This window comes from Candidatus Frackibacter sp. WG13 (genome assembly GCF_900114655.1).
GTDB lineage: Bacteria > Bacillota > Halanaerobiia > Halobacteroidales > Acetohalobiaceae > Frackibacter.
This window is the reverse complement of sequence record NZ_FOTT01000002.1, coordinates 141,124-154,720: the sequence shown is the minus strand read 5'-3', so window position 1 is coordinate 154,720 and position 13,597 is coordinate 141,124. Positions and strand designations below refer to the sequence as shown.

The following is a 13,597-nucleotide window of genomic DNA, read 5'->3' as shown; positions in this document are numbered from 1 at the left end:
AAAAACCTCCAACTTCCTTTAAGTAATTTCTCCTTATTTTAGTATAAATTAAAATACCTAATTAGCAATTAATTGCTAATTAGGTATTTTGATAACCTCATTAATGATTAGAACACAAAAAAGATGACCTTTTTGTGGTTAAACCATTAATTAATCTTTACTAACTATAGTCCCTATTTGAACCGGAATTCCTAAAACAGTCTCTGGTCTTGCAGTCTCTACAAAGAAACTCTGATTAGGTTTAATTACTTCTTCCTCACCTTTAATAAAGAAACCTGTTACGACTCCAGCCGGTCCTAATACTGCTGTGCTCAAGATACTAGCCCCTACAGCATACTTCATAGACTTATTCTCAGCATTTTCAGCTAGAGACTTCTCTGCTAAGTCAAGCTCCATCTCTGTATTATCAAGAAAGCTTATACTATTAAAATCTAGCTTTATCTTAGCATCCTGACCAAAGAAACCAGCCTTTTCAACCTTGGTCACCGTAGCTATCCCTTTCGTACCTACAGGTAGTATCAATTTACCATTAACTAAAAGATCATCAGCCACTCTATAAGTAATCTGCTCTTTATCCTGTAATTTTTCAGAACTTAACCTTTCTAAAAACTCTATCTTAACTAAAGTATGATTCGGCACCTCTACCTTTGCAACCTTTATCTTCCCATCTGGCAAGCTATAATTAATTAACTTTCCTAGCCTACTTGAAATTGACCCTGACTGTTCTTGACCTAATAATAGTTTCTCTACTTCATTAATCCTGTTTATGATTGGCCCTTTACTAATCTGCTGTTTTAGAGCCCACTCCAAAGCATTAATAGTAAATAATAATGATGGTCGATTCGGTTGATTCTCTAAAACTAAATTAGTAATCCGATTAGCTCTTTCAATTAGAGAGCCAGACATCTTCCTGCCATATAACTCTTTCTCTAATTTCTTTACCCTAGTTAGAAGAGCTCCATCATTCTTCTTGCCATAAAGCACGCTCTCTACTTTAGATAACTTCTGTAAAGAAAAAGTTGGCTGGACCTCTTTGGCTACAAGATTAGAACTAACTGACACTAAAAGTAATACTATAACTAAACAGACACTTATTCTTCGTTTCATATATGATGCCTCCTAAAACTTAAATTCTAATTTGATTTCAGCAGCATGTGGCTTTAATTTCTCTAATAAAGTCTTATCCTTAAGTTCTTTTTGATTCTCATTTGCTAACTGATAACCTAATTTAATACTAGCATTCTCATCTACATAGATATCTAATCCTAAATTTAATAGTTCAGATTCTAAATCAGAAACCTCCTCTGTTCCATTAGCCGTTGTAGTAGCTGTTCCATCTTGAATATTACTCTCCTCACTCTTGTTTGATTTATCTATCATAGTATAAATAGCCCTTAGCTTAGCAACATCACTGATCCCTAACTCAATTCCTGCTGAATTAACTTCTTTCTCATCTGACTTTTCAAACTCATATTGGGTAGTAATCTTACCTGACTCATTATTATATTCTAGTCCCACAGCAACTGGAAGTAGCTCCGGGTCCATCCTTTCTCCTTCATTTAAGTAATGAATAAAGAACGAAGAATCATCCGATAACTGATAGCCTAACCCTGCTTCTTCTCTATCATCAACATCAATCTTATTTATGCTATCCTTCATAGTTAAAGGGGTCATTAATCGCTTTGAACTAAGTCCCTGTAGATTGAAGTTATTAATCGATCCGTTTTGCTTTAAGTTTAAATTCTGCTTTAAGTCAAAAACTCTACGTCCATCTGTATTCTTATCGCTACCTCCACTATGCTCTTTAACTCTTCTTAATCCCCCAGGAAAGATTGCTAACTTCATCCCACTTTCCTGACTCTTTATTAGTTTCGTTCTTCTATCATTGCTATCTCCTCTACCACTATTTGGTTCAGTTGTGACAAATGTGATTCCTTTAACAAACTTTGCATTGCCTAAAAAATTATTCTTAGTTAAATTCATACTATTTAAAGAGCCTATCTGTCCTTCAATTAACTCCTGTTGATTGGCTAATTCATTAATCCAAAGTCTCCATTCATCCGACATCTTTAAGCCCGGTTCTATATCTTGATACTCCATTAATAACTCCTGCTCTAGATTAGCCTGAAAGAGGGATGAAGAATCAAAATTAGGTACTTGTGCCCAAATAGAGAATGAAATTAATAAAAATGTCATAAACGCTATTAAAAAATAATATTTTTTCATAACTTTTGGTCACCTAAAATGACCTTCCATCCCTCCTTTCGTTCTGAATAATTTATATTATAAACAAATTTCATAACTATATTTCAAGCATAATTAATTGATGTAAGCCACTTAAAAATGGAGCAGGCTGGAGTAAAGAAGAGCATGATTAAGGCTATTTTCTGTTCGACCAAAGGAAGTTTGAAAATAGCCCATGCTCTTCTTTACGGAAGCCGTCGCGGAATTTTTGGGCGTCAACAATTAATTATGCAAGACTACTATTATATGTATATCTTCTACATAAGAAGCTAAATACCTGCATTTTGATAGAAAAAACCCCTAGGTAAAGAACCTAGGGGTTTAGATAATATTACTTATTGATTAGTCTATTTAGAAGCTAACTTTGAACTCTCCATTAATAGACTCAGCTTTATAGTCATTAGCTGAAGTTGCATTATCATTGAAGTCTACTACTCGGTAGTTAACTCCAAAAGAAGTATTCTCAGTTAATTTGTGGTCAGCACCTACAGCATAGTAAATTCTTTCTGTATCAGTTGTAGCTGCTTCTTTAGTTTCATACTGAGCATCAGCAGTTAACTTTACAGTATCAGAAACAGCAATCTTATTTCTGATATCTAAAGTATTAGTCTCTTCGCCTGCTTTCTCGTCTTCTAATTCATAATCTACAACAGTAGCTAACTTACCACCGAAGTAGTTACCTTCTAAACCAGTATTAATAGTATCTACATCGTTACCATTATCAGAATCAACTGCTTCATAACTAGCAGAAACGTCTGTGTTATTAGTTAGAGCATACTTAGCTCCAGCTTCTGTAGTGATAATGTTATCATTATTAGTAGCTAATTCTTCATCTTCTACATTAGCGAATACGTTTAAACCAGGAAGTACATCCATATCTCCTGCAACTCTGTATCCTTTAATACCTGGTTCGTAGTCTTCACCAGCATCATAAATGTCATCGTCACCTTTGAAGTCATTATAGCCATCAAAGTTTACTCCTACCTCTTTGTAACCAGCAGTAAGATTGATTCCTGCAAACTTAGTAGAAGCTTCACCATCCACTAAATAGTTCTTATCTTGGCTATTATCCTTAGCTAGATACTTAACCTGAGAACTAACGCCAGGAACTAAGTCAGTCTTAGCAGTTACACCATAGACTCCTTCATCATTAGCTTTTAAATATTGTCCTGCTAAATCGATACCCGCAATATTTCTACTTGCTTTAATAGCTTTAATGTCATTGCCAGCAGTGTCATCATCTTTTCCTCTAAATACTAAGAAATCAGTTCCAAGTACATTAGCATTTACCTCTACTCCTTCTACATCTTCATCATCATAGAAGTAATTAGTTACGTGATAATCTTCAAAGTCACCAACTTTTAATCCATAATTTCCATCTTCAATTGCTAATAATGCATCGTCTAACTTAAACTGTGGTGCATCTTCGCCAGGAGTAGAACCATCCCAAGCAACTGGATTTGTAAAGTCATCAGCAATTGTGTCTAAGATTAAACTAACTGTAGTATCTTCATCAACAATCGTATTAATGTTGAAGTCAAACTCTTGTCTAAACTCCTTTTGAGCTGGAGCATCGTCATCTAAAGTGTCATCCCAATCGTCCCAATACTGACCATCTTCAATATTTGCAGTCCCAAAATCAGGATTTCCTTCTACATTAGTTTCAGTGAAAATAGTAGTTGCTTCACCATCAATCTTTACATTAAGTCCTTTAGCTTCTAAAGCATTAACTCTCTTTTCTAAAGCACTTAGCTCTTTATTAAATTCAGAATTTAAAGCTTTAACAGTCTTTTCTACCTCTGCAACTTGCTTTGCAGTTAACTTTGCTTGTACATCCTCATCTTCAATTTGAGAAGCAATTCTAGCAGTAGCTACTGCCATTTCATATCTAGTTAACTTCTTATCTCCTTTAAAAGTTCCATCTTCATAACCAGTTACAATGCCCATTTCACTTGCCTTCTTAATTGCATCATAAGCCCAATGGTTAGCTGGTACATCCTTAAACGGATTCGCCATTACTGGAGCAGTCAATGCAAATAACATTACTATAGCCAATACAATTGATAGTTTCTTCTTCATTTTTTATTATTCCCCCTAGATTATTCTTTCTTTTGATAATTAGTTTGTTGTTATTTTATCTATTGCTCTACCTACTCTATTCTAGCTTTCTACAGTCTCACATAATCAGGGGTAACAGTTGAATATGAGTGGCCGTGTTTCCTCATTTCTTAGTTCCCTGCTGATATATATTTACTGTAATCAGACTAAAATATTTCGAAATAGCCATTCCTAAGCATAGTGGTCAACCGGCTTGCGGGGGCACCTCCTTTCCGCCTTTACTAACCTAGCCCAAGAATGAAACCTTATTAACTTATTAATTAATCTTTTGCATCAATAAACTTTAAGTTACAATTTATGTAACTCGTTGTCTTTAAATGTGTTTTATTAACTTTTATTTACTTATCTATTTTATTAATTCTACTTAATTCGACATATTCCTGCAAAAAAATTTAAGTAAAAAATGGTAAAATAGCTTCGTCAAATTTACAGTTGCAAATAGTCAATTCTTTGATCAATTTTTAAACTCTATTACACTTATTCAACCCACCTTTCTTAAATCCTCTTAGTAAAATTATGATAGCTGCGTGCCTAATGGTAGTACTGGTGGAATATGTTATTCATAACCTGTTAAAAATATAGTTAGCTATAGCAACGTCAATATACCTCTTCCGCTTGCCGTTCATTCCGCCTCCTGCTCCATTCACTCTCAAAAACTAACCCTTCAGCCATCCATGGCTTCGGATTATTTTTAAGAGTCGCTACAGAGGTATATTGACTAGAAGTTATCCACAATCTATCAAAAATATAATTTCCTATACAATAAAAAAACCTCTGCAGAAATTAATCTACAGAGGATTGATATAATAATATGTACTTATAAAGGTTAATTAGAAGCTACCGCCACTAAAGACAGAACAATAGCCACAATACTAAGTTTTTTATTAAAATCTACTTTACCCTTAAGGTCCTTGATATCTTCTTTATTCTGATTTACATCTGCTTTAACTAGCTTTAATTCTTCATTAAATTCAGCCTTTAAAGCATCTACTATCTGTTGAACTTCTTTCTTCTGCTCAGCTTTTAGTTGCGCATTCTTTTCTTCTAATAAATCTACAATAGCTGCCGTAGTTTTAGCCATTTGATAACGGGTCATTGGAGCCTGACCGTTAAAATCTCCTTGCGGTGTACCTTCCATGATTCCTAACTCTGCTACTTTAGCGATCGCATCGTATGCCCAATGTCCTAGTGGAACATCAGTAAAAGGATTAGCTGCTAAAGCCGGTAAAGTAACAGTAAATACCATAATTAATGTCAGTAATAAAGCTATCTTCCTCATAAATTCACCCTCCTTGCTAAATCTTTATTCAATATTTAATTTCTACATTCACAATTAAAATCCTTTTATTTTAAAAAATAAATAGCATCTATTCCTTGCTTTTAGCTAAAAACCTCTTGACTAAAACAAGGGCTGCATAGTCATCGATTGGTCGCGGTGGAGTTTGAAAAGAAATTGGTATCAACCTACGCCAATTCTTAGGCGGATTCTCCTGCCAATATAACTCTCTTGCCTCTAAAGTAGACCCTGTTTCATCTATCACTTCAATCTTTACCTCGCTATTATAATTGATTCTAATACGTTCTACTATTTCTGACGATAAAGTTCCATCTCCAATAATGATCCTATCTATATTATAGTCATTATCTAATTCTTTAATCCTATTAATTAGATCATTAGTCTCAACTACTGTCTGTACAACTATCTGGTTCTCTTCTTTAACTAGTACCAAGCCACATTTATCTCTTCCGGGGTCTATTCCTATAATCAATCATTTCACCTCGCTAAAGACCGAACTATGAATTCAATATTAGATGTCAATGAATCACTACGCCAAATATCTTCTTTAGCTACTACTTTGACTTGTACAGGTTTCTCTAGTCGTTGTAACTTATTAAATAAGGAGTAGAAACGACTAAAGTTTAGACTACCTACTTGTCCTTGTGAATTTGGAATTAATCCGTCTTTAATTGCTTGATTATTAACCTTAGTTAAGAAAGTCTCTAACTCTTTTTCTAACTCTTTTAGGGATTCTACATTATTAATCTGTTTTTTAGCTATTAACTGGTTCTTATGGTATACTTGATAATCCTCATATAGACTAAATTTAGCTACTACCTCCTCATCCTGTAGAGTATTCTTTTGAGCAACCAGTCTTACTACCATTCTTGTACTCTTTTGACGTAAAGCCTTAGCTACCCTAAATAAATCTTCCTCATACATCTTAATTACTCGGTTAGATTTTTGATTTTCAATTCCTTTCTTGATTGCCTTGCGATTGGCATTACCAATAAATTCATCTAATCTCCTTACTATTACCTTATCGGAAGCTCCTGCTTCTATCACTTCGGAATGAATCATTTCACCCTTCTGGTATACTATATCCCCAGTCATCGAATCTAAATACTTCTGTCCTACAAATTTAAGACTATAAGATAGATTATTAACTCGATTTTCTAAGACTTTCTTTTGGCCTGTTAAATCTTTAATCTTACTTTCTAAAACATCGACTTCTTGACCTAAGCTATTAACTTTATTCTTTAATTTTTGCTTAGTCTTCGTTAATTCCTTTAATTCTACTTCAGATTCTTTTAACTTCTTTTCAGCAACCTGATATTCATCGATCGTTTTCTGTAATTGTTCTTCTATATCTTTCTTCTGTTCTTTTAACGAAGTCAGTTCTTCACTCTTAGATTTAATCTCATTCTTCATATCCTTTAATCTATTATCTTTTACAGCAACCTTCTGGGTTAAAGTATTTAATTCAGCAACCATTGCCTGCATATTAAAGAGAGCTATCCTTACTCCGCGGGAAGTAACCAACAAGAGAGTAATCGTTGTCGTAGCAATTAATATTCCGGTTAAGATAGTTACTAGAATTGATGTATATTTAGGGCGTAACCCAAAGAGAGATAAACGCTTACGGCCTACCTTCATTCCAATTAAGTCACCGATATAAGCAATTAAACCACTAATAAATATTAGAACAATAATTAATACCGCCCCATACATAACTCTCACCTCCTATTGGTTAGCTGCCTTATCCTTATTACTACCGTGCTGACTTAATCATTAAACCTATTCCTACTATGGCAAATACTATATTCTGTAACCAAGCTCCTAAGATAGGCGACAACGTTCCTGCCTGACCTAAAGTAGAGCCAATAGTCATAAAAGTATAATATATAAAGATAATAACAATACTTAAACCTAAGCCGATCGAAGCTCCAGAACGATTAGGTTGTACTCCTAATGGTGCTCCTATTAAAGCAAATATAAAGCAGGAAAACGGAATTGCATAACGTTGATAATATAATACTTTTAACGAAGCAGTCTTTCTACCTTCCTCTTCCCTTATCTTTATTCGTTTCGATAACTCCTTTAAGCTCATTTCATCTGGATCTTTCTGGGCTCTACTTACTTCGCTAGGCGTTCTCTTTAATTTTTTAACAAAATACTTATTAAACTTCATACTAGGCACTAATCCCTTAGAATTAACATCATAGATAGTCCCATCTATAAACTGCCACTGTTCATCTGTCCAGCGCGCCTTCTTAGCTTCAATAACCTGTACTAACTTTCCATTACTATAATCCTGTAAGGTGACATCATCCATAGTCAAATCCGAACCATCAAATCGATAAGCATAAAAGATATAATCTACCTTCCCTGTCTTCTTATCGATAGGAGTCATCCGTAAGTTCTTCTGCGTAGTAGGCATCTTTTCACGGTGTTTAATATCCCAAACTATTTGGCGATAACTATCCTTACTTGTAGGAACCAGAGTTTCATTTAAGAATATAGTTAAACCACTGATCAAAAGCGCTACCACTAAAACAGGAATTACTAACCGAATAAAACTAACTCCACCAGCCTTTAGAGCAACTACTTCACTATCTCCCGACAATCTTCCTAAAGATAATAAAGTGGCTAATAACATTGCCATAGGAAAAGTTAAGACAACCACCTCTGGTAGACTTAAAAGAAATAGCTTACCAGCGGTCCCCATAGAAACTCCCCAATCTATCATTAATCCTGCTAATTCAAAGAGGATATCAGTCCCAATAAAGATACTTGTAAAAGCAAAGACTCCAAACAGAAATGGTCCCATTAATTCTTTTAATATATATCTATCTATTATCTTCATCTAATCACCTCACATTCGGAACTTATCACCTAAGTAGAATTCTTTAGCTATTTCACTATTGGCTACCTCGTCTGCTGTTCCAGATAAGAGTATCTTTCCTTCATGCATAATATAAGCACGATCTGTAATCTCTAAAGTTTCTCGTACACTATGGTCAGTAATTAATACCCCTAGCCCCTTATCCTTCAAATACGAAACTATATCTTGAATATCACTGACCGCTATCGGATCTACCCCAGCAAACGGCTCATCTAATAATATATAATCTGGGTCAGTTGCCAAAGCACGAGCAATCTCCACTCGCCTTCGCTCACCACCAGAAAGAGTATATCCTTTCTGCTTGCGAATATTTTGGATATTAAATTCATCTAATAAAGAGTTCAATATCTCTTCATCATCCTCTTCGCGGTCAATCATCTCTAAAATTGCTAAGATATTTTCTTCTACAGTTAATTTTCTAAAGACAGAGGCCTCTTGAGCCAAGTATCCAATACCTAACCTAGCTCTCTTATGCATCGACAGATTAGTAATATTCTCTTGATCAAGATAAATACTACCTTGATTAGGCTTCACTATACCAACAACCATATAAAAAGTAGTCGTCTTCCCGGCCCCATTAGGCCCTAAAATTCCTACTATCTCACCAGGATCGACCTTAAAATTAACCTCTTTTACTACATCTACTTTATTATACGTCTTTACTAAATTTTCTGCTCTAATAGTCATTACTCTTCAGCTCCTGAATTTAACTCATCTCCAGGAAGAGTTAATCTACTTCTTCCCATTGACCTTATCTTCTCTGTCTTTAAGTCAATTACTACCTTGTCTCCGGTCAATTTACGTTCTTGATTAATAACTGTAACTTCTCCAGTCAAGATTACTTCTTCCTTCTTACCTAACAGAAGTAAGTGCTTAGCATCAGCAACCAAAGTTTCTGACTCTATATGAGCATTTTGTGGAACAAATACCTCTTCTTTATCAAAATTAATCTCAAATCTGTTGCCACTTACCTTCCAACCTTCATTGATTAATAAAGGATTACCAGTCAATAGTCCTTTGCCTTTTAGATTGTCAGCTTTGAATCTATCACCTGTCATCTTACCTTGTTCTGTAGTTATCTTGACTTCCCCTTTAGCAATTAAGGTATCCTTATCTAAAACCATCTCATTAGCTAATATTTCGAATTTCTCTTTAGGAGTTTCTTTAGCATTTAATAACGATATCGAACCTAAATTCACTAATAGAAGAGTAATAACTAATATAACTAATCCACTACTTATTCGCCGCTTCACCGCTTACACCTTCCTTCCGAGCTATTCTCTTTAGTCTAACATTACCTTTAACTTCTAATTTATCCAAATCAACAAAACTAGTAAATTCTTCTCCACTTAGCTTAACCCCTTTAACTTTATGAATAATAACTATATTACCCCTTCCCAACCAACGATTCTCTCTTTGATTCCAACTCAAAGTATCAGCCTGAACTTTAATTTCTTCATTACTGATACTTAGAGGACTAAAGAACTTTAATCTTCCGTCCTTAGGAAAATAAAGACCACTCTTAGCCGTTAAAGTCGCCTGTAATACTTTATTATTACCCTGACCCTGATAGACTTCCACCATAACATTCTTTAGTTGAAATTTATTCTGTTGGCTAGGTTGAATCATCTCTTCAGCTTTTAGTCTTAAACTAGTAGTTTTATCTAAGTTATAAACCTTCAATAAAGCATCATTTACCTTAGACTGCGGAACTTCTTCATCAGTTAACTCTTGCTCTTTATTCTTCTGGGGAGAGGATTGAATAGAATTATTATTCGTATCCTTATCATCCATCAAGCCATAATACATTCCACTGCTAATCAATAATATAATAACTATTACTATCCATTTACGCTTCACTAACTCCCCTCCTCATCAAAGTTATTTATAATCAAACGATAACTGCCAACGTTTATGTGCCCAGAGCCATTGGTCAGGATACTCTCTGATCACTTCTTCTAAGGTTGTATATAATTCTTCCATAACCTGTCGTTTAGCCTCACGGGTAATATTCTTCTCTACTTCTAGCGGTTCTTTAACAATAATTTTATGCTTACCTTCACTTTTACGAGCAATATACATTGGAATAATGTTCGAATTAGTCCGAGCCGCCAAATTAACCGTTCCTAATTTCACACCTACTTCTAAACCAAAAAATTCAACAAAATCCTCTGCATCTCTTTCTTTTTGGTCACCTAATACAAAAAGACCTTCACCTTTTTTCAAAGCCTGATAAGCCTTCCTAACAACCATACCGCGGTCAGCAAAGATATTAATTCCTGTCGATAATCTATTACTTATGATATGTTCATTGATTAATTCATTATTCTGATCCCTAGCTAAAGCATTAACCGGAAATCCTTTCAAAGCTAAAGCAGCTCCTAACAACTCCCAATTACCGAAATGACCAGAAAAGATAACAAAACCTTCTTCACGCTGCTGAGCTTCCAATAAATACTCTACCCCTTCGACCTCAACTAACTCATCTATATTATCCGAACTTAACTGCGGAAAACGTAAAAATTCGATTAATAACTTACCTAAGTGTTCGAAATTAGACTTTGTCAACGCTATAGCCTGCTCTTTATCGACATTTAAAGCCAACTGTAGATTTTGAACCGCTATCCGACGGCGATCAGGAAGTAGAATATAAGCTAAATTACCAAACGCTTTACCAACTTTATAAGCAATCGATTCAGGTACTATGTTTACTACAAACTCTAAACAGCGATATAGTAGATATACGATTAAATCCTTCATTCAATTCAACCCCCGTTTTTCAGTTGATAGTTGACAGTTGACAGTGAAGCCCAATAAAAAGCCTTCGAATTAAAAGTAGAGTATACCATAGGCTGCGGCAGAATTTATTCACGTCAGGAGTTTACACAGCCAGTCTTGGTTTATAGACTGGATGGTTTGCCTGTAAGGAGCTTTGAAGTTTAAGCTGGGCGAGACAGTGAAGCCCAGAAAAGAGCTTCCGAATTATAGGCTTTAAATCAGTTGCTGCCATACGCCTTGTAACTTTAGGATTAATTCTAATGCTTCTCGTACTGCTCCTTGGCCTCCGTGCTTATCCGTGATATAGTCAGCTACTTCTTTTACTTCGGCTACTCCGTTTGCTACAGTCAAAGCTAAACCCACTTCTTTTAAGAATAGAAGATCATTTAAATCATCACCGATATAGGCAACCTCTTCTGTAGTTAAGTTGTATTTAGCTAGTACTTCTTTAAAGATAGCTACTTTATCATCAATCCCTTGATGAACCTCTTCAATCGCTAACTCCTTCGCCCGTTGCGTAACAGCCTCTGACTCGCGACCGGTTATGATTGCCACTTCGATACCAGCTTCTTGAGCCAACTTAATTCCTTTTCCATCTTGCACGTTAAAAGACTTAAACTCCTGGCCATCACTCCCAAGTATAATCCGCCCATCCGTTAACACACCATCAACGTCGGAGATGAATAGTTTGATATTTTGTGCCTTACTCTTTATATTTTGTAAATTTGTTAGTTCGTTTTTCATATGAACACCCTTTCTAGTTGATAGTTGATAGTTGATAGTTAAGCCCGAAAAACCTTTAAACCAAAAATAAACTAATATTTTAAACGTTAAATAACAATCAAAATAATCTTTGATTTTCTAAGTATTCCTCTTACTAGTTTTCAGTATAGAAGTTAACATTTTGATCAATTCTGATATATCTTCTAACATTAAAGTAACTTTTTGTCTGTCTAAAATATCAGAGGCTATCAATAACTCTAACCAATATTCCGTTTCAGCCGCTTCTTTTAAAGAAATTGATAATTTGGCTATAAAATCTTTTTTCGACTGCCCTTCTAAACCTTCACGAATATTAGCTCCAATACTAGTCCCAGAACGTAATAACTGTTTAGCAAGTGTATACTCTTTCTTTTCATCACGCAAATATCTATATAGTTTAACTATCCTAACTGAAAACTTAAAAGCCTTTTTATAAACAATGCTGTCATTCTTCCTCATCAAAACCACCTTACCCTCAACTAACTATAATCCATCAATTGTAGTTAACTGTCAACTATCAACTGTACACTGTCAACTATCTAAAATACGCCTGCTTTAAGCAAGTCTTGGAAGTTAACCATACCTAGAGGTTTGTGGTCTTTGTCTACTACTGGCAGGTCACTAATCTCTTTATCCTGCATTATCTTTACCGCCTCTACTGCTAATTTATCCGCAGTTATCGTTGTTGGGGCAGCAGTCATAACTTCTTTAGTTGGTAATCTTAATGGGTCCGATGATTCTTCTAGCTGACGTCTGACATCTCCATCTGTAATGATGCCTATTAATTTACCATTCTCATCTATAATATTAGCTGCACCCATCTGAGTAGAGGTCATAGTAAATAAAGCTTCTTTCAGTGGTTTATCTTGCTCAACTAATGGATTTCTTTCACGAACATGCATAACATCTTCTACTTTTAGTAATAATTTCTTACCTAAACTACCACCTGGGTGATATAAAGCAAAGTCTTCCGGTTGAAAACCTCTAGCTTCTAAAAGAGATACTGCTAAAGCATCCCCTAAAGCTAAGGTAGCTGTAGTACTAGCCGTTGGAGCCAAATCTAAGGGGCAGGCTTCTCGTTCAACACTAGTATCTAAGAAGTAGTCTGCATTCTCTGCTAAAGTAGAATCCACACCACCAGTTAAGGCAATAATCTCTGCTCCAATCCGTTTAATTATCGGTAATATCTGAATTACTTCTTTTGTCTCACCACTATTAGAAAGTGCAATAACGATATCCTTCTCAGTCACCATTCCTAGATCGCCATGAATAGCCTCACCAGGGTGTAAGAAGAAAGAAGGAGTACCAGTACTAGAAAGAGTTGCAGCTAATTTCTTAGCAATCAAACCTGACTTTCCCATACCGGTCATAATTACTCGTCCAGAACAAGCAAGGATTACTTCTACTAACTCAGCAAAGGTTCCATTAATTGAATCTCTTAAATTAGTAATTGCTTCTGCTTCTATATCTAAAACTCTTCGCGCACGAGCTTTGATCTCCTTATCATTCAT

At 35.1% G+C, this 13,597-nt stretch carries 14 protein-coding genes; all 14 read right to left on the bottom strand.

The window, feature by feature from the left end; all coding sequences use genetic code 11:
• Nucleotides 1-150 precede the first annotated feature (150 nt).
• The 14 genes from BM077_RS02300 to BM077_RS02235 all read right to left on the bottom strand — a co-directional run bounded on the left by BM077_RS02300 (nt 151) and on the right by BM077_RS02235 (nt 13,597).
• Nucleotides 151-1,107 carry a hypothetical protein gene (locus BM077_RS02300; RefSeq protein ID WP_089747748.1) on the bottom strand — a complete coding sequence of 319 codons (957 nt, stop codon included), beginning with the start codon at nt 1,105-1,107 and terminating at the stop codon, nt 151-153.
• 12 nt (nt 1,108-1,119) lie between these two features.
• On the bottom strand, nt 1,120-2,226 hold the full coding sequence (locus BM077_RS02295; RefSeq protein WP_089747750.1) for a hypothetical protein: 1,107 nt from the start codon (nt 2,224-2,226) through the stop codon (nt 1,120-1,122).
• A 369-nt stretch (nt 2,227-2,595) separates the two neighbouring features.
• On the bottom strand, nt 2,596-4,323 hold the full coding sequence (locus tag BM077_RS02290) for an S-layer homology domain-containing protein (protein WP_089747751.1): 1,728 nt from the start codon (nt 4,321-4,323) through the stop codon (nt 2,596-2,598).
• Nucleotides 4,324-5,188: 865 nt separating this feature from the next.
• Complete coding sequence (locus BM077_RS02285; RefSeq protein ID WP_089747752.1) at nt 5,189-5,641, bottom strand: S-layer homology domain-containing protein; 453 nt, start codon at nt 5,639-5,641, stop codon at nt 5,189-5,191.
• An 88-nt stretch (nt 5,642-5,729) separates the two neighbouring features.
• Nucleotides 5,730-6,131 (bottom strand): pre-16S rRNA-processing nuclease YqgF, encoded by a 402-nt coding sequence (locus BM077_RS02280; protein ID WP_089747754.1) that lies wholly within the window; start codon nt 6,129-6,131, stop codon nt 5,730-5,732.
• A gap of 5 nt (nt 6,132-6,136) precedes the next feature.
• The gene (locus tag BM077_RS02275) at nt 6,137-7,372 is read right to left on the bottom strand and encodes a DUF3084 domain-containing protein (RefSeq protein ID WP_089747756.1); all 1,236 of its coding nucleotides are present in this window, start codon (nt 7,370-7,372) and stop codon (nt 6,137-6,139) included.
• Between the two features lie 40 nt (nt 7,373-7,412).
• Entirely contained in the window at nt 7,413-8,507 is a 1,095-nt protein-coding gene (locus tag BM077_RS02270) for an LptF/LptG family permease (RefSeq protein ID WP_089747758.1), read from the bottom strand.
• 9 nt (nt 8,508-8,516) lie between these two features.
• Nucleotides 8,517-9,233: an LPS export ABC transporter ATP-binding protein gene (gene lptB, locus BM077_RS02265; protein WP_089747760.1), complete on the bottom strand. Its 717-nt coding sequence runs from the start codon at nt 9,231-9,233 to the stop codon at nt 8,517-8,519.
• Nucleotides 9,233-9,799, bottom strand: a complete 567-nt coding sequence (locus BM077_RS02260; RefSeq protein ID WP_089747762.1) for an LptA/OstA family protein — start codon at nt 9,797-9,799, stop codon at nt 9,233-9,235. The genes lptB and BM077_RS02260 overlap by 1 nt, the downstream gene beginning before the upstream one ends.
• On the bottom strand, nt 9,780-10,406 hold the full coding sequence (lptC, locus tag BM077_RS02255; protein WP_089747764.1) for an LPS export ABC transporter periplasmic protein LptC: 627 nt from the start codon (nt 10,404-10,406) through the stop codon (nt 9,780-9,782). The genes BM077_RS02260 and lptC overlap by 20 nt, the downstream gene beginning before the upstream one ends.
• Before the next feature lie 21 nt (nt 10,407-10,427).
• Nucleotides 10,428-11,306 (bottom strand): lysophospholipid acyltransferase family protein, encoded by an 879-nt coding sequence (locus BM077_RS02250; protein WP_089747765.1) that lies wholly within the window; start codon nt 11,304-11,306, stop codon nt 10,428-10,430.
• A 231-nt stretch (nt 11,307-11,537) separates the two neighbouring features.
• Nucleotides 11,538-12,068: a KdsC family phosphatase gene (locus BM077_RS02245; protein ID WP_089747767.1), complete on the bottom strand. Its 531-nt coding sequence runs from the start codon at nt 12,066-12,068 to the stop codon at nt 11,538-11,540.
• Between the two features lie 117 nt (nt 12,069-12,185).
• Complete coding sequence (locus BM077_RS02240; RefSeq protein WP_089747769.1) at nt 12,186-12,545, bottom strand: four helix bundle protein; 360 nt, start codon at nt 12,543-12,545, stop codon at nt 12,186-12,188.
• Between the two features lie 80 nt (nt 12,546-12,625).
• A complete protein-coding gene (locus tag BM077_RS02235; RefSeq protein WP_089747771.1) occupies nt 12,626-13,597 on the bottom strand; it encodes a KpsF/GutQ family sugar-phosphate isomerase in 972 nt (323 codons plus the stop codon).